This window comes from Nonomuraea aridisoli, from assembly GCF_003236395.1.
In the GTDB taxonomy this organism is placed as follows: Bacteria; Actinomycetota; Actinomycetes; order Streptosporangiales; family Streptosporangiaceae; genus Nonomuraea; species Nonomuraea aridisoli.
In genome coordinates, this window is record NZ_POUD01000045.1 from 1 (window position 1) to 23,173 (window position 23,173).

20 protein-coding genes and 1 pseudogene are annotated in these 23,173 nt (G+C 71.6%); 10 read left to right on the forward strand and 11 right to left on the reverse strand.

Annotated features, from left to right (window positions below):
- Positions 1 to 1,200 (reverse strand): MMPL family transporter (locus C1J01_RS13505; RefSeq protein ID WP_146615583.1); only part of this gene is annotated, 1,200 nt, incomplete at its 3' end.
- 83 nt (positions 1,201 to 1,283) lie between these two features.
- On the opposite strand from C1J01_RS13505, the gene C1J01_RS13510 reads away from it, so the two are divergent.
- From C1J01_RS13510 to C1J01_RS13545, 8 genes are all read left to right on the forward strand, one after another.
- On the forward strand, positions 1,284 to 1,895 hold the full coding sequence (locus C1J01_RS13510; RefSeq protein WP_111179300.1) for a hypothetical protein: 612 nt from the start codon (positions 1,284 to 1,286) through the stop codon (positions 1,893 to 1,895).
- A 116-nt stretch (positions 1,896 to 2,011) separates the two neighbouring features.
- A complete protein-coding gene (locus C1J01_RS13515) occupies positions 2,012 to 2,653 on the forward strand; it encodes a transmembrane-type terpene cyclase (RefSeq protein WP_111179301.1) in 642 nt (213 codons plus the stop codon).
- A gap of 153 nt (positions 2,654 to 2,806) precedes the next feature.
- On the forward strand, positions 2,807 to 3,352 hold the full coding sequence (locus C1J01_RS13520) for a MaoC family dehydratase (RefSeq protein WP_111179331.1): 546 nt from the start codon (positions 2,807 to 2,809) through the stop codon (positions 3,350 to 3,352).
- Entirely contained in the window at positions 3,349 to 4,128 is a 780-nt protein-coding gene (locus C1J01_RS13525; RefSeq protein ID WP_111179302.1) for an HpcH/HpaI aldolase/citrate lyase family protein, read from the forward strand. Before C1J01_RS13520 ends, C1J01_RS13525 begins: the two co-directional genes overlap by 4 nt.
- Positions 4,129 to 4,151: 23 nt before the next feature.
- The gene (locus C1J01_RS13530; RefSeq protein WP_111179303.1) at positions 4,152 to 5,411 is read left to right on the forward strand and encodes an acetyl-CoA hydrolase/transferase family protein; all 1,260 of its coding nucleotides are present in this window, start codon (positions 4,152 to 4,154) and stop codon (positions 5,409 to 5,411) included.
- A 48-nt stretch (positions 5,412 to 5,459) separates the two neighbouring features.
- A complete protein-coding gene (locus C1J01_RS13535; protein WP_111179304.1) occupies positions 5,460 to 6,647 on the forward strand; it encodes an acyl-CoA dehydrogenase family protein in 1,188 nt (395 codons plus the stop codon).
- A 248-nt stretch (positions 6,648 to 6,895) separates the two neighbouring features.
- The gene (locus C1J01_RS54095) at positions 6,896 to 7,492 is read left to right on the forward strand and encodes a hypothetical protein (RefSeq protein WP_438943115.1); all 597 of its coding nucleotides are present in this window, start codon (positions 6,896 to 6,898) and stop codon (positions 7,490 to 7,492) included.
- 21 nt (positions 7,493 to 7,513) lie between these two features.
- Positions 7,514 to 9,256, forward strand: a complete 1,743-nt coding sequence (locus C1J01_RS13545; RefSeq protein ID WP_111179305.1) for a pyruvate dehydrogenase — start codon at positions 7,514 to 7,516, stop codon at positions 9,254 to 9,256.
- A 170-nt stretch (positions 9,257 to 9,426) separates the two neighbouring features.
- Here C1J01_RS13545 and C1J01_RS13550 read toward each other — a convergent pair whose 3' ends face one another.
- From C1J01_RS13550 to C1J01_RS13575, 7 genes and pseudogenes are all read right to left on the reverse strand, one after another.
- On the reverse strand, positions 9,427 to 10,008 hold the full coding sequence (locus tag C1J01_RS13550; protein WP_146615584.1) for a hypothetical protein: 582 nt from the start codon (positions 10,006 to 10,008) through the stop codon (positions 9,427 to 9,429).
- Positions 10,005 to 10,505 (reverse strand): hypothetical protein, encoded by a 501-nt coding sequence (locus C1J01_RS13555; protein ID WP_111179307.1) that lies wholly within the window; start codon positions 10,503 to 10,505, stop codon positions 10,005 to 10,007. Before C1J01_RS13555 ends, C1J01_RS13550 begins: the two co-directional genes overlap by 4 nt.
- A gap of 19 nt (positions 10,506 to 10,524) precedes the next feature.
- Positions 10,525 to 11,670, reverse strand: coding sequence for an NAD(P)/FAD-dependent oxidoreductase (locus tag C1J01_RS13560; protein WP_111179308.1), 1,146 nt, complete (start codon positions 11,668 to 11,670; stop codon positions 10,525 to 10,527).
- 31 nt (positions 11,671 to 11,701) lie between these two features.
- Complete coding sequence (locus C1J01_RS52085; RefSeq protein WP_235854424.1) at positions 11,702 to 12,457, reverse strand: amino acid ABC transporter ATP-binding protein; 756 nt, start codon at positions 12,455 to 12,457, stop codon at positions 11,702 to 11,704.
- 204 nt (positions 12,458 to 12,661) lie between these two features.
- Positions 12,662 to 13,249 (reverse strand): annotated as a pseudogene (locus C1J01_RS52090) (amino acid ABC transporter permease); the annotation flags it as partial.
- Positions 13,250 to 13,473: 224 nt separating this feature from the next.
- Positions 13,474 to 14,430 (reverse strand): ABC transporter substrate-binding protein, encoded by a 957-nt coding sequence (locus C1J01_RS13570; RefSeq protein ID WP_111179310.1) that lies wholly within the window; start codon positions 14,428 to 14,430, stop codon positions 13,474 to 13,476.
- Positions 14,427 to 15,863 carry an MmgE/PrpD family protein gene (locus C1J01_RS13575; protein ID WP_111179311.1) on the reverse strand — a complete coding sequence of 479 codons (1,437 nt, stop codon included), beginning with the start codon at positions 15,861 to 15,863 and terminating at the stop codon, positions 14,427 to 14,429. Before C1J01_RS13575 ends, C1J01_RS13570 begins: the two co-directional genes overlap by 4 nt.
- 153 nt (positions 15,864 to 16,016) lie before the next feature.
- Between C1J01_RS13575 and C1J01_RS13580 the strand changes: the two genes are divergently transcribed.
- Positions 16,017 to 17,123 (forward strand): TetR/AcrR family transcriptional regulator, encoded by a 1,107-nt coding sequence (locus C1J01_RS13580; RefSeq protein ID WP_111179312.1) that lies wholly within the window; start codon positions 16,017 to 16,019, stop codon positions 17,121 to 17,123.
- 69 nt (positions 17,124 to 17,192) lie between these two features.
- Positions 17,193 to 18,773 (forward strand): N-acyl-D-amino-acid deacylase family protein, encoded by a 1,581-nt coding sequence (locus C1J01_RS53460; RefSeq protein ID WP_111179313.1) that lies wholly within the window; start codon positions 17,193 to 17,195, stop codon positions 18,771 to 18,773.
- 7 nt (positions 18,774 to 18,780) lie between these two features.
- On the opposite strand, the gene C1J01_RS13590 is transcribed toward C1J01_RS53460, so the two are convergent.
- Genes C1J01_RS13590 through C1J01_RS13600 form a run of 3 tightly spaced genes read right to left on the reverse strand, consistent with a single transcriptional unit; the run spans position 18,781 to position 23,062 of the window.
- The gene (locus C1J01_RS13590) at positions 18,781 to 20,733 is read right to left on the reverse strand and encodes an ABC transporter ATP-binding protein (protein WP_111179314.1); all 1,953 of its coding nucleotides are present in this window, start codon (positions 20,731 to 20,733) and stop codon (positions 18,781 to 18,783) included.
- Positions 20,730 to 22,466 carry an ABC transporter ATP-binding protein gene (locus tag C1J01_RS13595; RefSeq protein ID WP_181448734.1) on the reverse strand — a complete coding sequence of 579 codons (1,737 nt, stop codon included), beginning with the start codon at positions 22,464 to 22,466 and terminating at the stop codon, positions 20,730 to 20,732. Before C1J01_RS13595 ends, C1J01_RS13590 begins: the two co-directional genes overlap by 4 nt.
- Positions 22,466 to 23,062 (reverse strand): TetR/AcrR family transcriptional regulator, encoded by a 597-nt coding sequence (locus C1J01_RS13600; protein WP_220039898.1) that lies wholly within the window; start codon positions 23,060 to 23,062, stop codon positions 22,466 to 22,468. Before C1J01_RS13600 ends, C1J01_RS13595 begins: the two co-directional genes overlap by 1 nt.
- Positions 23,063 to 23,173 lie beyond the last annotated feature (111 nt).

A 23,173-nucleotide genomic window follows, 5' to 3' on the forward strand; every position in this document is an offset into this window, starting at 1 on the left:
CCGCCCACCGGAACCAGCCACCACGGCCTCATGACCCCAGCCGTCCAACCCTCCGGAACCGGCGGCCACGGCCTGATGACCGCGGCGGCGCGGCCGGCGGGAGGCCGGGGGGCGGTGCAGGTGGCGGTCGGCGGCTGCGACGGCGGCGGGGAGCAGCGTCAGGGCGACCGCCGCGGCGATCAGCGCCGACAGGCTCACCCCCGCCGCCATGGTGCGGATCAGCGGGGTGCGCACCACCATCAGCGCGGCCGCCGTCAGCGCGACGCCGAGCGCGCACCAGCCCGCGGTGCGGCCCGCCGTGCTCACGGCGAGGGCGGCGGCCTCGGCCCGATCGTGGCCCGAGGCCCTGGACTGGCGGTAGCGCAGGAGGATCAGCAGCGCGTAGTCGAGGCCGAGCCCCAGCCCGACGGTGGCCGCCACCGCCAGCATGAACGTGTTGACCCCCGCGCCGAGCGCGCTCGCCACCGCCAGCGCGCCGAGGGCGGTGACCGGGACCGTGCCGGCGACCAGCAGCACCGTCACGGCGGCCCCCGCCGACCGCAACCCGATCAGCAGCGCCACCAGCGCCAGCGGGACGGCCAGCAGCTCGGCGCGCTGCAGGTCGGCGAGGTCGGTGCGCTTGACCTCGGCCACCATGGCGCTCTCCCCCACCAGGTGGACCCGCACGCGACCGCCGGACGCCCGGCCCGCGGCGTCACCGGCGACGCGCAGCAGCACGGGCACCGCCTCCTGACGCGCCCGCGGCCCGCCGTTCACCCCCACGATCGCGTACGCGCGCCGCCGGTCCTGGCCCGCCACGGGCGGCAGCAGGTCGACCCCGCCCACCATCGGCCGGCCCGCCACGGCCCGCGCGGCGTCGCTCATGGCGCGCTGGTACGGCTCGTCGGCGTCGGAGAGCGTGGTGGAAGCGAAGACCATCATCATCTGCTCGGCGCCCAGCCGGGGGAAGCCCCGCTCCAGCACCCGCGCCCCGGCGGTAGAGTCGGCCCCCTCGACCCGGACGTCCGGCGCGGTCGCCCGCTCGACCAGGCCGGGCACCAGGACCAACGACCCCGCGACGAGCGCCAGCCAGGCGGCGAGGACCGCGCGGTGACGGCGCGCCGCCACATGGCCGAGCCGCCACCACACGGACGGGCGGCGCGGCCACTCGGGCAGTGCGGGCGGAGGCCCGCCGGCGGACGCGCGTGAGGACACCGCCATGGTGCCGCCTCCTGGTGGACGTCGAGGAAAGCGTGTTACAAAGAGTAGCCATCGAATTACCAAGAGTAATCCAAGGAGGCTTCATGACCCACCAGCTGCGTCTCGGCCGGGCCCGCAGGATCGCCCTCGCCGTCGTGGCCGCCGGTTGCGCGGCGCCGTTCCTGGCGGCCACGGGCTCGGCTCAGACGGCGACCCCCGCGGCGGCCCAGACCCGAGCGGCGGCCGCCGCCCCCACCGACGTGCTGACCTGCTCCGTGCGCACGGCGCCCAACAACCCCGTCACGTTCACACCGCCGCTGCGCGACGCCACGCCGCAACTGACCAAGGGCAAGGGGGCCATCCTCCTGGAGAACTGCTCCTCCCCCAACGGCAAGGCGCCCAACATCGCCTCCGGCCGGATGGAGCTGAGCGGCCAGGCGACCGCCAGTTGCCGCGGCCTCGCCGACCTGCGCGCGACCGGCACCGTCACCTGGCGCGACGCCCAGGGCAAGGTCCTGTCCACCTCCACGCTCGCCGCCGAGCACAAGGGCAGCGCCACGCTCGCCGACAGCCTGCTGAAGGGCACCGTCACCGCGGGCCGGTTCAACGGCCAGAGCTTCAGCGGCACCGCCACCATGACCTCCGACCTGCGCGACTGCACGACCCCCGCCGGCTTCACCACGCTGACCGGCTCGGGCAGGCTCACCTTCGCCTGAGCCGCCCACCGCCCCGCGCGAGGGGTGCGGCCGCACCCCTCGCATCCTTCGACGTTCGCTTTACGCTACCTTTGTGCCGCTTTGGGGGAAATGACGGCGGGGGAACGGAGGCGGCCATGGTGCTGCTCCTGGCGATGGTGAGCGGTCTGGCCTGGACCGTGGTCTATGTCGAGTGCATCCGGGTGGGACTGCGCGAGCGCACCTATGCGATGCCGCTGGCCGCGCTCGCGCTCAACTTCGCCTGGGAGTCCACCTACGCGGCGCAGGGGCTGGCCGAATCCCCCGACCCGCAGACGGTGATCAACATCGTGTGGGCGGTGCTGGACGTCGGCATCATCGTCACGTTCTGCCGTTTCGGCCGGGCCGAGTTCCCGGGGCTCGGCCGCGGGACGTTCGCCGGCCTGGCCGTGCTGACCTTCGCCGCCTCCTACGTCGTACAGTGGCTGTTCATCGCCCAGTTCGGCCGGCACGACGCCGCCCAGTACTCCGCGTTCCTGCAGAATCTGCTCATGTCGGCGCTGTTCCTCGCCATGTTCGCGGCGCGGCGTGGGGCCCGCGGCCAGTCCCTGCTGATCGCCGTGGCCAAGTGGATCGGCACCCTCGCGCCCACGATCCTGTTCGGGGTGGTCTTCGGCTCGCCGTTCGTCCTCGGCCTCGGGATCCTCTGCAGCGTCCTCGACCTGGTCTACGCCGGCGTGCTCTGGCACGCCCGCTCGGCGAGCCGCCGGCCTGGCGCCGTTCGGAGCGGGACGCCGTAGAGCCTCGCGCCCGCGACACGTCGCCGAGCGGCGCGAGTTGACCGGCACCCGACCTTCAGCGCGAACAAATTTCGCCGTGTGCAGACGCTTTCGGGAAGGAGGAGCGCGCCGCGAGGGGCAGGGTGACGTGGAGACGACCGAGAGGTGGTCGACATGAGGGCCGAATCAGCGCAGGAAGTCTCCTGGCCGGGCCGATACTTCGAGGATTTCTCGGTGGGCGAGGTGTACCGGCACCCGCTGGGACGCACGGTGACCGCCACGGACAACGTCTGGCAGGCCCTGCTCACCCAGAACACCATGCCGGTGCACTTCGACGCTCACTACGCCGCCCAGACCGCGTTCGGGCGGCGCCTGGTCGACTCGACGTTCACGCTGGCGCTGGTCACGGGCCAGAGCGTGACGGATGTCTCGCAGCACGTGATGGCCAACCTGGGCTGGGATCGGGTGCGGCTGCCGAACCCGGTGTTCGAGGGCGACACGATCTACTCGCAGTCGGAGGTGCTGTCCGTCCGGGAGTCGCGGTCGCGGCCCAACGTGGGGATCGTGACGGTCCGTACGGTCGGCTTCAACCAGAACGGTGAGGTCGTCATCGTGTTCGAGCGCACCATGATGATCTACCGCCGGGGCCACGGCCCGGACGTGACCGCCGTACGGCCGGTGTGGGACGAGCGGGCACGGCGGGCGGTGCAGGAGCCGTGAGGGCCAGGTCGTGGCTGTTCACGCCCGGTGACCGCCCCGATCGGTTCGGCAAGGCGGCGGCCACGGGGGCGGACGTCGCGGTCCTCGACCTCGAGGACGCCGTCGCGCCCGACGCCAAGGCCGGTGCCCGCGAGGCCGTCGCCAAGGCGCTGGGCGAACTCCACGCGTACGTTCGCGTCAACGGGGCGGGAACCCCGTGGCACGAGGAGGACCTGCGCGCGGTCGCCGGCCGGCCGGGCCTGCTCGGCGTGATGCTGCCCAAGGCCGAGACACCCGACGCGCTCGACGGCCTCGGCGTGCCGGTGGTCGCGCTGGTGGAGACGGCCGCCGGGGTGGAGAACGCCGCCCGCATCGCCGCCCGGCCGGAGGTCGTCCGGCTCGCGTTCGGCAGCGTGGACTTCGCCCTGGACATCGGCGCGACCGAGGACGACTTCCTCTACGCGCGCTCCCGTCTGGTGGTGGTCTCCCGTGCGTCCGGGGTCGGCGCGCCGGTGGACGGGGTCACCACCGACCTCGACGACCCCGAGCGCACCATGGCGGACGCTCGGCGGGCCCGCGCTCTCGGCTTCGGCGGCAAGATGTGCCTGCATCCTCGCCAGGTCGGCCCGGTCAACCGCGCGTTCTCCCCCTCGGAGGCGGAGCTCGCGTGGGCCCGGCAGGTGGTGGCGGCCGCGGGCGAGGGCGGCGCCGTACGCGTCGGCGGGCAGATGATCGACAAGCCGCGGCTGGAGTCGGCCCGCCGGCTGCTGGAGCAGGAGGAGACCGGGCCGCCGTAGCGGCCGGTCCACCAGGAGGTGACATGAACGCGCCGACCGCCGTGCTGGACCTGATCAGTGATGGTTCGGACCTGATCGTGCCGATCCACCACGGCGAACCGCACACCGTCATCGACACCCTGGAGGCCCACGCGGACCACTTCACCGGGGTGCGGATCCACCAGATGGACCCGGCCCGCGAACGTCCTTACATCGACGGGAAGTTCCCTGGACACCTGACCCACGTCAGCTACTACCTCGGGCCCGGATGCCGGCGGGCGTACTGGAACGGCACCTGCGAGCTCGTCCCCGCGCACTTCAGCGAGGTGCCACGGCTGCTGCGTGAGCGCACCCGGCACTCCCTGGTGCTGGCCGCGGCGACCATGCCCGACGAGCACGGCTACTTCAGCCTGGGCACCAACGCGGACTACGTGTCCGCGTTCATCGGCGAGGCGCCGTTCTTCCTGGAGGCCAACCCGCGCATGCCGCACACGTACGGGGAGAACCAGATCCACGTCAGCCAGGTCGCCGGCTGGTGCACCGCCGACTACGCCCTGGAGGAGACCCAGCCGGCCGTGCCCGACGACCGGGACCGGCGCATCGCCGAGCTGGTGGCCGAACGCGTGCCGAACGGGGCGTGCCTGCAGATCGGGGTCGGCCGCATCCCCAACGCGTTGTTGTCCGCGCTGGCCGACCACCGCGATCTGGGCGTGCACACCGAGGCCATGTCCGACGGCGTCATGCACCTGGCCGAACAGGGCGTCGTCACCGGCACCAGGAAGGAGCAGCACCGCAACAAGCACGTCGCCACCTTCTGCATCGGCACCCGCCGCTTCTTCGACTGGCTCGACGGCAACTCCTCGGTGGCGATGTTGCCGGTCGACTGGGTCAACGACCCCCGGGTCGTCGCCCGCGAACCCTCGATGATGTCGATCAACGCCACCAGCGAGGTCGACCTCATGGGCCAGGCGGCCAGCGAGACCATCGCCGGCCGGTACTGGTCGGGGTCCGGCGGGCAGGCCGACTTCGCCCGCGGCGCCATGTACTCCCCCGGCGGACGCGCCTTCCTGGTGACCCACGCGGCCACCGGCGACGGCACCAGCCGCATCAAGGTCCAGCTCGGCCCGGCCACCCCGGTCACCACCCTGAAGAACACCATCGACCACGTCGTCACCGAGTACGGCGTCGCGGAACTCCGCGGCCGCAGCCTCTCCCAGCGGGCCACGGCACTGATCGCCATCGCTCATCCCGACCACCGCGACCGGCTCGCCTTCGAGGCCCGCCGCGCCGGCCTGCTGCACTGAGAGCCCGCCGCACCGAGACCCTGCTGCTCCGAGACGAGGGACCAGGTCATGACCGACATCGCCATCCACGACACCGACACCGCCCACCAGCGGCTCCGCGCGGAGGTCCGCGAGCTGTGCGACCGCTTCGACAGCGAGTACTGGCGCGCCCGCGACCGTGAACGGGCCTACCCGGAGGAGTTCGTCCGTGCCCTCACCGAGGCCGGCTACCTGTCGGTCCTCATCCCGAAGGAGTACGGCGGGCTGGGGATGGGCGTCACCGAGGGCGGCATCATCCTGCAGGAGATCAACCGCTCCGGCGGGCACGCGGCCGCCTGTCACGCGCAGATGTACACCATGGCCGCGCTGCTGCGGCACGGCAGCGACCAGCAGCGGCGGCGCTACCTGCCCGAGATCGCCCGCGGCCGGCTGCGGCTGCAGGCCTTCTCCATCACCGAGCCCGAAGCCGGCTCCAACACCCCGGAGATCCGCACCACCGCCGTGCCCGACGGCGCCGGTTACGTGGTGCGAGGCCACAAGAACTGGACCAGCCGCATCCTGCAGTCCGACCTGCTGATGCTGCTGGCCCGCACCCAGCCGCTGCCCGAGGACCCGGCGGAACGTGCCGAGGGCATCAGCCTGTTCCTCGTCGACCTGCGTAATGTGCGGGAGGAACAGCCTGACACGCTGGTCGTCGAGCCGGTGCGCACCATGTTCAACTACGCCACCAACCAGGTCTGGTACAAGGACATGCGGATCCCCGCCGACAGCCTGATCGGCACGGAGGGCGAGGGCTTCCGCTACGTCATCGACGGCTGGAACGCCGAACGCATCCTGCTGGCCTCCGAGGCCATCGGCGACGGCTACTGGTTCCTGGACCGGGCGATCGACTACGCCAACCGGCGTTCCGTCTTCGGCCATCCCATCGGCGCCGACCAGGGCGTGCAGTTCCCGCTGGCCCGCGCCTACACCCAGGTCGCCGCCGCCGACCAGATGCGCACCCGTGCCGCGGCCCTGTTCGACAGCGGTCAGCACTGCGGCGCCGAGGCGAACACGGCCAAGTTCCTGGCCAGCGAGGCCAGCTGGCAGGCGGCCAACATCTGCCTGGACACCCACGGCGGCAACGGGTTCGTGGACACCTGGGACGTCGAGCGGAAGTTCCGCGAGACCCGCGTGTACGAGGTCGCCCCGGTCAACAACAACCTGATCCTGGCCTTCCTCGGGCAGCACGTGCTAGGGCTGCCCCGGTCGTACTGACCGATGGTGATCAGCCCGGCCATGACCTCCTTTGCCGATGAGCTGGCGAGCTGGGCCGCGGCTCTGAGCCCCACCGCCGCCGATCTAGCCCTGGCCGACCGCCATCTGCTGGACACCGTCGCGGTCGCGGTCGCGGCACGCGACGAGACCACGGCGCGCACGGCCGCCGTCCTGCCGGAAGCGGCCCGGTGGGCCGTGGCCGGGCTGGCCGCCGCGGGCGCCACCGCGGACGTCACCGCGCTCGACCAGTGGCTGGAACTGGTCGGAGGCGACCCGGAGGCCCTGGAGCCGAGGGGCCCCGCGATCCCCGGCGGCCTGGCCGTCAAGCTCTTTCCCTGTTGCTACGCCTCGCAGCGACCGATCAGCGCCCTGACCGGCCTCGCGCCCCGGCTGGACGCCGCCGACGTGCGCCGCATCGTGCTCACCACGCCCGCCAGTTCGGTGGTCCCGCTGATCCACCACCGGCCGGAGACCGGGCTGCAGGGCAAGTTCAGCCTCGAGTACGCGCCGCGGCCACGCTGCTGGACTCCTGTCCGGGCTTCGCGAGCTTCACCGACGCGGCCGTGCGACGTCCCGAAGCCCGTCGCCTGGTCGAACTGGTCGACGTGCGACTCGACGGGAACGGCGACGGGCTGCTCGCCGGATGGTTCGAGGCGGAGGTGCACGCGGGCGGCGAGCCGCTGCGCGCCCGGATGCGCTTCCCGCCCGGCTCGCCCCAGCGCCCGCCCACGCCGGACCAGCTGCGGCGCAAGGTCGAGGACTGCGTCGCCGGCACCACGATCGACCCCGGGAGCATCGGCTGGGCCTCCGCGGCTCAGGTCCTGCGCCGGATCGATCCTCACTGACCCCGAGGGGAAGTTCAGGACATGGCCAAGCAAAGCGTCGCCGAGCAGTTCGTCGACATTCTCGTACGGGCCGGCGTCAAACGACTGTACGGCGTGGTCGGCGACAGCCTCAATCCCGTCACCGACGCCGTACGCCGCAACAGCGCCATCGAGTGGGTGCAGGTGCGGCACGAGGAGGCCGGGGCGTTCGCGGCCGGGGCGGAAGCGCAGATCACCGGACGGATGTGCGCCTGCGCCGGCAGCTGCGGCCCCGGCCACGTGCATCTGATCAACGGACTGTACGACGCCCATCGGAGCATGGCGCCGGTGCTCGCGCTGGCCGCGCACATCCCCAGCGCCGAGGTCGGCACCTCCTACTTCCAGGAGACCCACCCGGACCGGTTGTTCGCCGAGTGCAGCCACTACTCGGAGCTCATCTCCCATCCTGAGCAGATGCCCCGGATCCTGCAGACCGCCATCCAGCACGCCGTCGGCCGCTCAGGCGTCGCGGTGGTGAGCATGTCGGGAGACATCGCCGGGCGGGACGCGCCGCAGCCGGCGGCCGAGCCGGCGATGCTCAGCCGCCCCCCGACCGTGTGCCCCGGACCGGAAGAGATCGCCGAGCTGGCCCGCATGGTCGACGCGGCCGAGGCGATCACGCTGTTCTGCGGCAGCGGGATCGCCGGCGCCCACGACGAGGTGATGGCCTTCGCCGAGCGGGTCAAGGCGCCGGTCGGGCACGCGCTGCGCGGCAAGGAATGGATCCAGTACGACAACCCGTTCGACGTCGGCATGTCCGGGCTGCTCGGCTACGGCGCCGCCTACGACGCGATGCACGAGGCCGACCTGCTCATCCTGCTCGGAACCGACTTCCCCTACACCGCGTTCCTGCCCGACCACGTACGCATCGTCCAGGTCGACATCCGCCCCGAACGTCTGGGCCGCCGCTCCAAACTGGATCTGGCCGTCTGGGGAGATGCCCGCGAGACCCTCCGCGCGTTGACGCCGCAGGTCAGGGAGAAGACCGACCGCCGCTTCCTGAACCGGATGCTCACCAAGCACGCCGACGCCCTGGAGGGCGTCGTCGCGGCCTACACCCGCGACGTCGAACGGCACCGGCCCATCCACCCGGAGTACGTCGCCTCGATCCTGGACGACGAGGCCGCCGACGACGCGATCTTCACCGTGGACACCGGCATGTGCACCGTCTGGGCGGCCCGCTACCTGTCCCCGAACGGCCGGCGCCGCCTGATCGGGTCCTTCAGCCACGGTTCCATGGCCAACGCCCTGCCCCAGGCCATCGGCGCACAACTGGCCGACCGCTCCCGGCAGGTGGTCTCCGTGTCAGGCGACGGCGGGTTCTCGATGCTGATGGGCGACTTCCTCACGCTGGTCCACTACGACCTGCCGGTCAAGGTCGTGCTCTTCGACAACGCCTCGCTCGGCATGGTCGATCTGGAGATGATGGTCGGCGGCTTCCCGCCGTACGGCACGTCCTATCCCCGCACCGACTACGCGGCCATCGCCCGCGCGGCCGGGGCCCACGGCGTCCGTGTCGAGGATCCCCATGATGTACGGGACGCGATCCGCCAGACGCTGGCCCACGACGGCCCGGCCCTCCTGGACGTCGTCACCGATCCCAACGCGCTCGCCATGCCTCCACGCGTCACCGGCCGCCAGCTGGCCGGATTCGCCACGACCACCAGCAAGATCGTGCTCACCGGCGGCGTGGGACGAATGATCCAGATCGCCCGGTCGAACCTGCGCAACATCCCGATCCGCTGACGCCCCGGCTCAGTCGTCGGTGTAGCCGTACGGCGGGGTGATGGGGTTGCCCTCGGCGAAATCCCGATCGCGCTCGGCCTCGGCGTGCTCTGCACCGTCTTCGAGCTCCTCTACGCCGGCCTGCTCTGGCGAGCCGGCCGGCGTCCGCTGGTTGCGCGGGCGTGACGGGCTCAGAGCGGGAGCGCGTAGAGCCGCCGTCCCGTCTGGAAGTACTCCTCCTCCATGAGGCGTCCCGAGAGGCGACCGGCCAGGACGAGCCAGTTCTCCAGCCACAGCCCGAGGCTGCCCGTGGCCTGGGCGGGCCCGGTGCCGGACACGTCAATCAGCCCGGGACCGTGCGGGAGGAGGCCATCGGTGTACTCGCGGAAAGGCCAGGGGCCGGCGATGTGGCGGGGGCTCAGCCGGTCGGCCGTGACGCCGTCGGAGTAGTACAGGTCATGGACGCCCAAGCCGAGTGCGTCCCACACCACCTGCACGTACCTGCGGCCGGCCAGCAGGTCGGTGCGCAGGCGCGGCCCGGCGATGGTGATGGCCTGCGTCCAGCCGGGCGCGTGCGCTCCCAGCCAGACGACCTCCCTGAAGGCGTACGGCTCGTACTCCCGCATCGCCTCGTCCAGCCCGCACGAGACGCCCTGCGCCGGGTCGGCGCGCAGCAGCCGGGCGATCTCCTCGTGGTCGTCGCCCTCGATCCAGGTGCCGGCGAACATCCGCCCGAAACCGCGGGCCGCGAGCAGCGCCCACTGCCCGTTCACGAGGCCACCCGGCACAGGGTGCGCCGCTCGGCGAGCCACGCCCGGTCGACGAACCGGCCGGTGACCCGTCCGACGGCGATCAGGTGCGGCTCGAGGTCGTCCTCGTCGCCCTGGTCGTCGTTGAGCTCCAGGTCGTCGAGCCCTTCCTGGCCGTAGAGCTCGGGCACGCCGTAGAACTCGCCGATCTCACGCGCGTAGCAGAAGTCGAAGACCCGCCGGCCGGGCAGCGGGAAGTCGGCGCCCTCCCAGGAGAGCGCCAGCGCGAACGTCCAGCCGGGGGCGTGCGGGCCCAGCCAGAGGATGGGGGTGGGCGAGCCGGCGCCGTACCAGCGCAGCGCGGTGGCCAGGTCGCAGTCGAGCGTCGCGGCAGGGTCGACGCGGAGCTCGGCGGCGATCGCGGCGCGGTCGTCGCCCTCGATCCACGCGGCGTTGAAATCGTCGCGCAGGCCGGCGGCGGTCAGCAGCTCCCACTGGCTTTCTTCGGGTAATGAAGACATTGATCGGATATATCAGGATTCAGTCGTCGGTGTAGCCGTACGGCGGGGTGATCGGGTTGCCCTCGGCGAAGCGGTCCGGGGTGAAGGCGGAGACGTCCACCGTCTGGGGTTCGCCCAGGGCCAGCTCGGCGAGCGCGCGGCCGACCGCGGGGCAGATCTTGAAGCCCATTCCGGAGAAGCCGGCCGCGACGATCAGGCCGTCGATGCCGGCGACCGGGCCCAGCAGCGGCCGCGCGTCGGGCGACATGTCGTAAATGCCGGTCACGCCGCGGGCGATGCCGGCCTCGGCGAGCGCGGGGACCCGGTGCGCGGCCCGCTCGACCATCGCCATCACGCTCGGTTCGCCGGGGTTCTGGGGGAAGTCGTCGGGGTCGATCCCGTCGCGCGGGCCGACGAACTCGCCGAGCAGCAGCCCGCCGCCCTCGGGGCGGAAGTAGGCGCCGGTGACCGAGTCGATGCACGCCGTACGGGCGATCGGGCCGTCCCGCATGACGACGACCTCGTGGTACTCGGCCTCGATCGGCAGGTCCACGCCCAGCGGGGCGAGCAGCGGCCGGGTCCACACCCCGGTCGCGAGGACGACGAGGTCGGCCGTCAGCTCACCGTCGTCGGTGCGCACGCCGCGCACCCGTCCCCCGTCGTGGAGCAGCCCGCGTACGGGCGTGTTGGGCCGGTAGGCGACGCCCATCTCCCGCGCCCGCGACAGGAGGTCGCCCGCCACGACGGCGCCGTCACCGTAGCCGGCGTACGGCTCGTACGCGGCCGCCACCACGTCATCGGCGTGCCACCGGGGCTCCAGTTCCCGCAGGTCGTCGGCCGTGATGACCTCGGCCTCCGCGCCGCACGCCCGCTGCATCTCGACGTTCTTGCGCAGCAGGTCGGCCTCGCCGGGGTTGACGATCCGCACGAACGCGCACTCGCGGAAGACCGGTGGCCGCCCGACCCGTTCCGGCCAGTCGCGGAAGTAGGCGAGGCTGTCGACCGCCAGGCGCACCTCCGGCTCGAACGTGTAGTGCATCCGGACGAGCGCGGACGAGCGGCTGCTCATCCCCTCGCCGGCGCGGCGGGCGTCCACGACGGTGACGGAACGCGCGCCCCGCTCGGCGAGATGGAACGCGGTGGACGCTCCCATGACGCCGGCGCCGACGACGATGACCTCGGGCACTGCTGACGACCTCCACTGATCGGAAAAGGGGTTACGCGAGGACCTTGGACAGGAACGCCCTGGTGCGCTCCTCCTTCGGGTCCACCAGGCACTCGGCGGGCGGCCCCGACTCGATGATCACGCCGCCGTCGAGCATGGCGACGGTGTCGGCGACCTCCTTGGCGAACCCGATCTCGTGGGTGGCCACGATCATGGTCATGCCGCGCCGGGCCAGGTCCTTCATGACGTCGAGCACCTCGCCCACCAGCTCGGGGTCGAGCGCCGAGGTCGGCTCGTCGAACAACATCAGGTGCGGCTTCATCGCCAGGGCGCGCGCGATGGCCACGCGCTGCTGCTGGCCGCCGGACAGCTGCCCCGGGTAGGCGTCGAGCTTGTCGCTCAGTCCGACCCGGGTCAGCAGCCGTTCCGCCTCCGCCTCGGCCTGCTCGCGGGGCAGGCCCAGCACGCGCCGCGGGCCGAGCATGACGTTCTCGATGGCGGTCATGTGCGGGAACAGGTTGAAGCGCTGGAACACCATGCCGATGCGCACGCGCTGCCGGCACAGCTCGCGCTCGGTCAGCTCGTGCAGCCGGCCGTCACGCTCGCGCAGCCCGACGCGTTCGCCGTCCACTTCCAGCACGCCGGAGTCGATGCGCTCCAGGGCGTTGACGCAGCGCAGCAGGGTCGACTTGCCGCTGCCGGACGGCCCGAGCAGGACGAGCGTCTGGCGCGGGTGGACGGCGATGTCGACGCCCTTGAGCACGTCGGTGGCGCCGAACCACTTCCACACCTGCTCGGCCCGCACCATTGGCTCGCCGTCGGGGCGGGCGGACTCCGGCAGGTCCTCGGCGGGGGCCGCGACCTGCTTGATCTTCGCTCGGTTGGCCGTCCGGCGGCGCATGCGCCGCTCCGCGGCGGCGGTGTGCCGGCTGCCGAATCCGCGGCCGAAATACCGTTCGACGTAGTGCTGGCCGACGGTCAGCAGCGAGGTCAGCAGCAGGTACCACAGCGACGCGACGACCAGCAGCGGCATGATCTTGAAGTTCTGCTGGTAGATCTGCTGGACGCTGGTCATCAGGTCCAGCCCCGAGATGACCGACACCAGCGAGGTCATCTTGAGCATGGAGATGACCTCGTTGCCGAGCATGGGGATCAGCACCCGCATGGCCTGCGGCAGGATGACGAACCTCATCCGCCTGCCCGAGGACATGCCGAGCGACTGGGCGGCCTCGCGCTGGCCCGAGTCGACCGAGATGATGGCCGCGCGGACGAGCTCGGCGCAGTAGGCCGCCTCGTTCGTCGCCAGCGCCAGCACGGCGGCGGTCGCCGCGCCGATGACCGAGCTCGTGGGCACGGACCCGAAGACGACGCCGGTCAGCGGGATCCCGAGGAAGAGGTTCGGGTAGAGCGCACCGAGGAACCCCCAGAAGATGATCTGGACCAGCACCGGCGTGCCGCGGAAGAACCAGATGTAGCCCCAGGCGACCGCCGACAGCACGGGGTTGGCCGACAGCCGCATCAGCGCGAGCAGCACGCCGCCGGCCAGGCCGGCGAGCATCGCGATGACGGTCAGCTCGATCGTGACGGCGAGCCCGTGCATGATCGAGGGCGCGAACAGGTACTGCCGGATCGTCGCGACGTCGAGGTTGGGGTTGTGCCACAACGACCAGCCGAGCGCGAACAGCAGGTATGCGACGAGCGCCGCCGCGATCCAGCGGCCGTACCGGCGGACCGGGACCACGGCGAGGCGGTCCGGCCGCGCGCGGGTGCGGGGGGAGGTGGTGTCGGGGGGTGCCACGGAGCTCACAACGCCTTTCTTCAGCCCTACTCGGTCCCCTGGTTGATCTCGGCCTTGGTCAGCGCGATGTCCTCGACGCCGTACTTGGCGAGGATCTTCAGGTACGTCCCGTCGTCCATGAGCGCCTGCAGGGCCTGCTGCAGCGCCGTCCGCAGCTCGCCGTCGGACTTGGCGACGCCGATGCCCTCGATGCCGCCGCCGAACTGCTCGGTGACCGACGGCGCGTTGACCAGCTCGAACGCGTTGCCGTCGTCGAAGGTCTTGACGGCGTACGCGGCGGCGGAGGTGGCCTGCACGCGCGCGACCGCCTTGCCGCTCTTGATGGCGAGGAACGCCTCGCTGTCACCGGGGAACCGCAGCACCGTGACGCCGGGCTTGCCCTCGGACGCGAAGCGCTCGCTCAGTTTGTCGAGCGAGGCCTCCTCTGAGGTGGAGCTCTGCACCGCGACGGTCTTGCCGGACAGGTCGGCGACGTCCTTCAGCCCGTGAGGGTTGCCCTTGGCCACCAGCATCGAGTAGCCGTCCTTGGCGTAGTCGACGAAGTCCAGCGTCTGCCGCCGCTTGGGGGTGTCGAAGAGGCCCGCCATGACGATGTCGGCCTTGCCGGCCTGGATCGCGGGGATCATGCCGTCGAAGGACATGTGGTCGAACGAGGCCCGTACGCCGAGCTTGGCGCCCAGCGCCTGGGACAGGTCGTAGTCGATGCCGGTGGGCTGCTGCCCGCCGGCGGTCGTGTACATCTCCCACGGCGGATACGGGATGTTGGTCGCCACCCGGATCACGCCGGAGGACTTGATCCGCTCGGGCAGCAGGTCGTGCAGGGCGCTGTCGGCCGCCACCGCGGGCACGGCCGCCGCGGCGCTGCTCGCCTGCCCGTCGCCGGCGGCGGTGGTCGTGACGGTGGCCGGCGGTTCGGAGGTCAGGGCGCACGCGCCGAGCGAGAGGATCGCGATCACGGTCGTCAGGAACGGTGCCGCCTTCATGAAAGTGCTCCTTGCTCACTAGGCACCGGGATCAGGCAGGACGCCAGGTCCCGTAGGAGGACGGAGGCGTCGTCGGCGGAGGCCACGTTCGCCAGGGAGTCCAGCAGCCGTGGGATCGACGAGGGCTCCAGGTGGCCGGAGGCCAGCCAGGTGAACTTGTCGTGCATCTCCTCGCGGGTCCACCCGGGCTCCGGGTAGAGGACATGGTCGACGCGGCCGGACGACAGGACGGTGCCGTCGGTGAGCGTGACGGTGACGGCGGCCGAGTCGCTGCCCTCCGGGTCGTTGACCTCGGACAGGTAGTAGCGGCGGGTCATCTCCTCCGACACCACGACCTCGATGCGCCCGCACATCGCGGCGATCTCGGCCGAGCCGAGACGGGAGCCGGCCACCTGCTCGGGGCCGACGCGGCCGTCGACGAGCATCGCGGCCACCGGCCAGGCCAGGTTGAACTGCGCCTCCTCGGTGGTGCGGGGAAGGCGGGTGCCCAGGCGGGCGGCGTCGGGGTAGGTCTCGATGACGACGCGCTCGATGTCGGCGGCGGGCAGCGGGTGGCGGGTGCGCAGTTTCTCGATCGCGAGCAGCGCCGGGTGGGTCCAGGCGCAGCTGGAGAACCGCTTCCAGGTAATGCCGTGCGGCAGGTAGTAGTCGTGTCCGAGGTCCTCGGCGAACGGGCGGAACTCCGCGGAGTCGAGGCCGGGCATGATCCCGGTGAACCCGCGCCGCGCCAGGTCGGCGGAGAGCAGGCCGGTCAGCGCGCCGAACCCGACGCCGTGCTTGACCATGCCGGGCGTGTCGATGGCGCGCATCATCGGCAGGTCGGGCGAGTCGTACTCCGCGATGCCGAGCGCGTGTCGGGTGGTCGCCTCGTCCAGCCCGTGGACGTGGCAGGCCATCGCGGCGCAGGCCACCGCACCCCACGACCCGCAGGCCCGGTAGGTGCGCTCCGCCGAGTGGACGGTGCTCTGCTCGTGGTTGACGCAGCGGCCGGCCCGGAAGGCGACCTCGTACCCGACCACGATCGCGGTGATCAGCTCGCGGCCGGTGAGCCGGCGTTCCTCGGCGAGGGCGAGCGCGGTGGGGATGACCTGGGCGCCGGGGTGGCCCCAGGTGTAGATGCCGCAGTCGTCGATGTCCACGGCGTTGGCGGCGACCGCGTTGGCGAAGGCGGCGCCGGGGGCGGCGAGCCGGTCGCCGGTGACGATCGACGTCGCCGGGCCGGACGGCCACCAGGCGTGCGCGAGGCCGGCGGCGGCGCGGGCGGATGCGGCCGTCCGGCCGGCGAGCATGGCGGCGAGCGTGTCGGTCAGGCACATGACGGCCCGCTCGATCACCTCGGCGGGCAGCCGGTCCCAGGTGAGGCGGGTGATGAACTCGGCCGCCGGGGAGCCGCCGCTCAGCCAGGCCGTGCCGGCGTCACCGTCCGTGCGCACGGGCGGCCTCTCGCTGCGGAGAACGGCGAAACAGGTTCGTCATTTATTTCACCGATGTTTCTAGAGGTATATCTTTGATGCGGAGAACAATCCCATTCGCCAAGATGTCCTGTCAAGGAATGATTTACCTTGCATTTATGGAGAGCCGGAGAAGTGAACATACCTGCAGAAGCAAGTACCGATCGTCCGGCTCAGGACGCCGCCCGGGAAGAGGCCGCGCTGGCCCTGTTCTGGGCCGTCGTCCACGCCCCTGACGGCGCCACGTCGTTCTGCCGCCGGTGCGCGACGCGGCGCAGGTTCCACCGGATCTCGCGACGGCGGGCGTACGCGTGCGACAGCTGCGGCGCGCACGTCTACCCGGCCTCGGCCACGCCGTTCGCGGGCTCCCCCGTGCCGCTCGCGGCCTGGCTGGACGCCGTCGTGACCGTGCTGGAGTCACCCGGCAAGGCGCGGGCGAACCAGGTGGCCAGGGCGCTCGGCGTCGACTACCGGCGCGCCTGGCGGATGACGCGGCGCATCGGCGAGATCCTCCGGGCCGGCGGCGAGGAGGCGGAGCTGCTGCGCCGGCTCGCCCGCCGCTGGACGGACCAGGGCCACAGCCGCACCGACCGCACCCCCGACCCGGGCAGCCCGGAGGACCGCATCCGCGTCGCGGCCTGCCGCATCATGGCCGAGCGCGGCATCGAGGCGACGCGCATCTCCGACATCGCCCGCGAGGCGGGCGTCTCGAACGCGAGCATCCACTATTACTTCAGGAGCAAGGACGAGGCGCTGCTGGCGGCGTTCCGCTGGGCGGGCGACCAGCTGCACGCGACCCTGCAGCGCCTGCGCGACGAGCACCTGGGCACCGTCGAGCGGGTCCGCCGCCTGCTGGAGCTGAGCATCCCGAGCGACCAGGGCACCTTCGAGGAGTACCTGCTGTGGCTGGAGGTCTGGGGACGGGTCAGACGCCATCCCGCCTTCCTCGACGAGTGCGTCCGCATGTCGAGACGCTGGGCGGACGCGGTGCTGGAGGTGTTCGGGGCGGGCGTCGAGGACGGGACGCTCACGCCGGTCGCCCCGCTGCACGAGGTGTGCGAGCGGTACGTCGCCATCTCCGAGAGCCTGGCCCTGCGCGCCACCCTCGGCTACAGCGACATGTCGGCGCCCACGGCCCGCCGCGTGCTCGCCCGGTTCACCGCCGAGCAGCTCGGCGTGCCGGTCCGCAGGCTTTTCCCCGACCGTACTTGGCTCAACGGTCATTCACCGGACGGCGAATGACACGGCGATTGACAGCGATTCCCGGACGTGGCGACAATCCCTGATCGCCGCCGGCCGGAAGGAAACACCATGCCCGTTCCCGCCGACACCGTCGTTCTCGACGCCTCCGTGCTCACCATGGACCCCGCGCGCCCGCACGCGGAGGCGCTGACCGTCAGCGACGGCGTGATCAGCCACGTCGGCGGCCGGGACGAGGCCGTGCGGCGCATCGGCCCGGACACCGAGGTCATCGAGGCGGGCGGGCGGATCGCCGCTCCCGGATTCGTCGACATTCACACGCACACCGATCTCGACCTTTTCCGGAATCCCGAGCACCTGCTTTTCAAGAACTATTTGACGCAGGGGATCACGACCGTTCTCGCGGGCAATTGCGGAATGGCGCAAATGGCGCCGGGAGACCTCCTTTCCCAGCTGGACACGCGCCCTCCGGCGGTCAATTTCGGCACCCTCGTGGGCCACGGATTCGTCCGCACCTCCTGCGGGGTCCCGGCCGATCAGGAGGTGCTCACCGGCGAGCAGATCGCGGCCATGAAAGGCGTCATCGGCAAGGCGATGGCCGACGGCGCGTTCGGCATGTCGACCGGGCTCGAATACATTCCGGGGCTGTCCTCCCGTACCGAGGAGCTGATCGCGTGCGCCTCGGTGGTGGCGGAGCACGGCGGCTTCTACGCCAGCCACATGCGCAGCGAGGGCGACCACCTGCTCGCCGCGGTCGAGGAGGCGATCAGGATCGGCCGCGACTCGGGCGCGCGGGTCCAGCTCTCCCACCTCAAGTCGGACGGCGCCTGCAACTGGTGGAAGACCGAGGCGGTGATCGGCGCGATCGAGGCGGCGCGGGCCGACGGCATCGACGTGGCCGGCGACCAGTACCCGTACCCCTACTTCGGGTGGAACCCGTCCATCTTCATCCCCGGCGAGCACCTCGCGGCGGGCAAGGAGACCCTGATCGGCGCCCACCTGCGCGACCCCGATCGCCGCGCGCGGATGAAGGCCGGGATCGTCGACCGGATCACCCGCTACCACGGCGGCGACGGCGGCCTGGTCGTGGTGTTCGACTGGACCGACGGCCAGGGACGCACCTGGCGGGGGACGTCGCTGGCGGAGATCCTCACCGCGCGCGGCGTCGCCCCCACGCCCGAGGCGGTGGCCGAGCTGATCCTGGAGATGCTGCCCGACGAGAGCGACGACGCCGTCATGGGCACGGACGTGAGCAGCAGCGACGACGCCGTCCGCCGCTACCTGTCCCTGCCGTACGTCGCGGTCTGCACCGACGGGTTCAACCAGCCGTGGCTGGCCCCGTGCCACCCGCGCAGCTACGGCGCCTTCCCGAAGGTCCTCGGCGAGTACGTACGGGACAAGAGCGCCCTGCCCCTGGAGGTCGCGCTGCGCAAGATGACCGCTCTGCCCGCCGCCCTGATCGGCCTGCCCGACCGCGGGATCCTGCGGCCGGGCATGCGCGCCGACGTCGTCGTGTTCGACGAGGCGACCGTCGGCGAGCGCGCCACCTTCGACGCGCCCGCCGCTCCCGCCGGGATCGACGTCGTGCTCGTCAACGGGGTGGTCGCCGTCGACCGCCGCGCGGGCGACGGCGACGGGTTCCGGCTCACCACCGGGACGGGCGGCCCCGGCATGGTGCTGCGGCGGCCCTGACGGCCGGCTACTCCACCTCGGTCGCCGCCTCGGTGAACTGGGCGGAGTAGAGCCGGGCGTAGGCGCCGCCGGCGGCCAGCAGCGACTCGTGCGTGCCCTGCTCGACGATGCGGCCGTTCTCCATGACGAGGATCAGGCTGGCGTCGCGGATCGTGGACAGCCGGTGGGCGATCACGAAGCTCGTCCGCCCCTCGCGCAGCGAGCTCATCGCCCGCTGGATGAGCACCTCCGTCCGGGTGTCGACCGAGCTGGTCGCCTCGTCCAGGATCAGGATCGCCGGCTCGGACAGGAACGCGCGGGCGATCGTGATCAGCTGCTTCTCGCCCGCGCTGACCGTCGCCCCCTCCTCGTCGATCACGGTGTCGTAGCCGTCGGGCAGCGTGTGGGCGACGCGGTCCACGTGGGCCGCCGCCGCGGCGGCCTCGATCCGCTCACGGGTGGCGCCCTCGGCGCCGTAGCCGATGTTCTCCGCGATCGTGCCGCCGAACAGCCAGGTGTCCTGCAGCACCATGCCGATGTTGGCGCGCAGCTCCTCCCGCGACATCTCGGCGATGTCGACGCCGTCGAGCGTGATGCGCCCGCCGGTCACCTCGTAGAAGCGCATGATCAGGTTGACCAGCGTCGTCTTGCCTGCCCCGGTGGGGCCGACGATGGCGACGGTCTGGCCGGGCTCCACGGTGAGCGACAGGTTCTCGATCAGCGGCCGGTCCTCCGTGTAGCGGAAGGAGACGTTCTCGAACGCCACCCGGCCCCTGACCCGCTCGGGCCGCGCCGGCTCGGCCGGCTCGGGCGACTGCTCGGTGGCCTCCAGCAGCTCGAAGACCCGCTCGGCCGAGGCGACGCCCGACTGCACGAGGCTCGCCATGCCGGCCACCTGGGTCAGCGGCTGGCTGAACTGGCGGGAGTACTGGATGAACGCCTGCACGTCGCCCAGCGAGATCGAGCCCGAGGCGACCTTGAGCCCGCCCACCACGGCGACGAGCACGTAGTTGAGGTTGCTGATGAACATCATCGCCGGCTGGATGGTGCCGGAGATGAACATGGCGCGGAAGCTCGAGTCGAACAGCGCGTCGTTGTGCTCGGTGAAGGTCTCCGCGGACTCCTGCTGCCGGCCGAAGACCTTGACCAGCGTGTGGCCGCCGTACATCTCCTCGATGTGGCCGTTGAGCTTGCCCGTCGACGCCCACTGCTTGATGAACTGCGGCTGCGACCGCTTGCCGATCGCGGCGGTCACGACGATCGACACCGGCACGGTGACCAGCGCGATGAGCGCCAGCACCGGCGAGATCCAGAACATCATCACCAGCACCGCCACGACCGTCAGCACCGAGGTGATGAGCTGGCTCAGCGTCTGCTGCAGCGTCTGGGCGATGTTGTCGGTGTCGTTGGTGGCGCGGCTGAGCAGCTCGCCGCGCGGCTGGCCGTCGAAGTAGCTCAGCGGCAGCCGCGCCAGCTTGGCCTCGATCCGCTCGCGCAGCCGGGACGCCGCCCGCTGCACGACGACCGTGGTCAGCCGGAACTGCGCGATCCCGAGCGCCGCCGCCACCAGGTAGACGGCCAGCACCCAGGCCAGCACGTACGCCAGCTCGGTGAAGTCGATGCCCTGACCGGGCACCACGTCCATCGAGGCGACCATGTCGGCGAACGTGGCGTCGCCCCCGGCGCGCAGCCCCGCCACGGCCTGCTCCTTGGTGACCCCGGCGGGCAGCTGGGCGCCGATGATGCCGGAGAAGATCACGTCGGTGGCGTGGCCGAGGATCTTGGGGCCGGTCACGGTCAGCGCGACGCTGGCCGTGCCGAGCACCAGCACGACGATCAGCATCGCCCGCTCGGGGCTCAGCAGGTGGAGCAGCTTGCGCAGCGTGCCGCCGAAGTCGTGCGGCTTCTCCACGGGCGCGCCCATCATCCGGCCCGGGCCGGGCCCGGCCGGGGGACGGCGCTCGGTAGCCTGGGCGCTCATGCCGCGGCCTCCTGTTCGGTGAGCTGGGACAGCACGATCTCCCGATAGGTCGGGCACGTGCTCATGAGCTCGGCGTGGGTGCCGCTGCCGACCACCCGGCCCTCGTCGAGCACGAGGATGCGGTCGGCGTCTCGGATCGTGTTGACCCGCTGGGCCACGATGACGATCGTGGCGTCGGCGATCTCCTCGGCCAGCGCGGCGCGCAGCCGGGCGTCGGTGGCGTAGTCGAGGGCGGAGAAGGAGTCGTCGAACAGGTAGATCTCGGGCCGGTGCACCAGCGCCCTGGCGATGGCCAGGCGCTGCCGCTGGCCGCCGGAGACGTTCGTGCCGCCCTGGGAGATCGGCTCCTCCAGGCCGCCGGGCATCGCCTCGACGAATTCGCGCGCCTGGGCGATCTCCAGTGCCCGCCAGAGCTCCTCGTCGGTCGCGTCCGGCCGGCCGTAGCGCAGGTTGGAGGCGACGGTGCCGGAGAAGAGGTAGGGCTGCTGCGGCACCAGGCCGACCGCGCGGGAGAGCACCCCGGGATCGAGCTCGCGCACATCGACGCCGTCGACCAGCACCTCGCCCGCGGTCGCGTCGAACAGCCGCGGGATGAGGTTGAGCAGCGTCGTCTTGCCGCTGCCGGTGCTGCCGATGATCGCGGTCGTCCGGCCGGGCCGCGCCGTGAAGGTCACGTCGCTCAGCACCGGCTCCTCCGCGCCCGGATAGCGGAAGCCCACCGAACGCAGCTCCAGCTCGCCGATGCGGCGTTGCGGGGTGACGGGCTTCGCAGGCAGGATCACGGTCGGATCGGTGTCGAGCACCTCACGGATGCGCTCGGCGCAGACCTCGGCGCGCGGGATCATCATGAACATGAACATCGCCATCATCACCGACATGAGGATCTGCATCAGGTAGGAGATGACGGCGGTCAGCGCGCCCACCTCCATCGTCCCGTCGGCGATGCGGTGGCCGCCGAACCACACGACGGCGACACTGGAGACGTTCACCACGAGCATGACCGTGGGGAACATCAGCGCCATCAGCCGCCCGACCTTCAGCGACACGTCGGTCAGCTGCTCGTTGGCCACGGCGAACCGCTCGCGCTCGTGCCGGTCGCGGACGAACGCCCGGATGACCCGGATGCCGGTGATCTGCTCGCGCAGCACCTGGTTGATCCGGTCGATGCGCTCCTGCATCGTGCGGAAGTGCGGGCGCATCCGCATCACGATCGCGCCCACGATGACGATCATCACGGGCAGCACGACGAGCAGCAGCGACGACAGCGCCGCGTCCTGGCGCAGCGCGAGCACGATGCCGCCGACGCACATGATCGGCGCGGCCACCATCAGCGTGAACGTCATCAGCACGAGCAGCTGGATCTGCTGCACGTCGTTGGTGGTCCTGGTGATCAGCGACGGCGCCCCGAACTTGTTGACCTCCTGGGCGGAGAAGTCCTGCACCCGGTGGAAGATCGCGGCCCGCAGGTCTCTGCCCAGCGCCATCGAGGTGCGGGCGCCGTAGTAGACGGCCACGACCGAGCAGATGATCTGGACGAGCGTCACGCCCAGCATCACCAGCCCGACGCGGACGATGTAACCGGTGTCGCCGGTGACGACGCCGTGGTCGATGATGTCGGCGTTGAGCGTGGGGAGATAGAGCGTGGCCAGCGTCTGCACGAACTGGAAGAGGACGACGAGCGTGATCTCTTTCCCGTACGGTCTCAGCTGGCCCCGCAGGAGGCGGAGCAGCATCAAGGGGAGCTTTCTGTGATGGGGGCGGGGGCGGGCCGCACGAGCAGCCCGTCGAGCAGGACGGAGACGATCTCCTCGTCGTCCATGTCGCCGAAGTCGGCGCCTTCGCCGAAGCCGCGGTGCACGCTCACCGCGACCAGCATGAGCAGCAGTTGCGCCGCGGCCTCGGGAGAGCGGCGCATGCGGTCGCGGTCGGGGGCGACCACGGCGGCGACGGCGCCGGCGATGCGGCGGCGGGAGTCCATCAACCACTCGAGGAAGCCGGGGTCGGTGGCGACCGCGTCCTTGGGCAGGCCGATGAGGGTGGCGTTGTCGGTCATCCGGGCCCGCAGCACGGCGGCGGCCTGGCGCAGCCGTGCGCGCACGTCGAGCTCGGCGGGGATGGCGGCCAGGGCCTCCTCGGCGGGCCCCGGGTCGAAGGCGTGCATCAGCGTGGCACGCAGCAGCGAGGCCTTGTCGGGGAAGACGCCGAAGATGGTGCCCTCGGCGACGCCGGCGGCCTCGGCGATCTGGCGGGTGCTCACGGCGGTGCCGTGCTCGCGCAGGAGGGGAAGTGTGGCGCTGATGAGCGCGGCCCGCCGGTCTTCCGGCGCCATCGCCGGCACTCTACGCCTTTTACCCATGCCGGGCACCCTACTGAGCGAGCACTCACTCGTTCAAACGGTTTTCCGCCTCCCCAGGGAGACGTGAAGGATAGGCGCCTGTCA

What these genes read in the sequence shown, in the direction of transcription:
- C1J01_RS13510 (WP_111179300.1), top strand. Translation starts at nt 1,284, where the DNA reads ATGACCCACCAGCTGCGTCTCGGCCGGGCCCGCAGGATCGCCCTCGCC.
- C1J01_RS13515 (WP_111179301.1), top strand. Translation starts at nt 2,012, where the DNA reads ATGGTGCTGCTCCTGGCGATGGTGAGCGGTCTGGCCTGGACCGTGGTC.
- C1J01_RS13520 (WP_111179331.1), top strand. Translation starts at nt 2,807, where the DNA reads ATGAGGGCCGAATCAGCGCAGGAAGTCTCCTGGCCGGGCCGATACTTC.
- C1J01_RS13530 (WP_111179303.1), top strand. Translation starts at nt 4,152, where the DNA reads ATGAACGCGCCGACCGCCGTGCTGGACCTGATCAGTGATGGTTCGGAC.
- C1J01_RS13535 (WP_111179304.1), top strand. Translation starts at nt 5,460, where the DNA reads ATGACCGACATCGCCATCCACGACACCGACACCGCCCACCAGCGGCTC.
- C1J01_RS13545 (WP_111179305.1), top strand. Translation starts at nt 7,514, where the DNA reads ATGGCCAAGCAAAGCGTCGCCGAGCAGTTCGTCGACATTCTCGTACGG.
- C1J01_RS13555 (WP_111179307.1), bottom strand. Translation starts at nt 10,505, where the DNA reads ATGTCTTCATTACCCGAAGAAAGCCAGTGGGAGCTGCTGACCGCCGCC.
- C1J01_RS52085 (WP_235854424.1), bottom strand. Translation starts at nt 12,457, where the DNA reads ATGGTGCGGGCCGAGCAGGTGTGGAAGTGGTTCGGCGCCACCGACGTG.
- C1J01_RS13570 (WP_111179310.1), bottom strand. Translation starts at nt 14,430, where the DNA reads ATGAAGGCGGCACCGTTCCTGACGACCGTGATCGCGATCCTCTCGCTC.
- C1J01_RS53460 (WP_111179313.1), top strand. Translation starts at nt 17,193, where the DNA reads ATGCCCGTTCCCGCCGACACCGTCGTTCTCGACGCCTCCGTGCTCACC.
- C1J01_RS13590 (WP_111179314.1), bottom strand. Translation starts at nt 20,733, where the DNA reads ATGAGCGCCCAGGCTACCGAGCGCCGTCCCCCGGCCGGGCCCGGCCCG.
- C1J01_RS13595 (WP_181448734.1), bottom strand. Translation starts at nt 22,466, where the DNA reads ATGCTGCTCCGCCTCCTGCGGGGCCAGCTGAGACCGTACGGGAAAGAG.
- C1J01_RS13600 (WP_220039898.1), bottom strand. Translation starts at nt 23,062, where the DNA reads ATGGCGCCGGAAGACCGGCGGGCCGCGCTCATCAGCGCCACACTTCCC.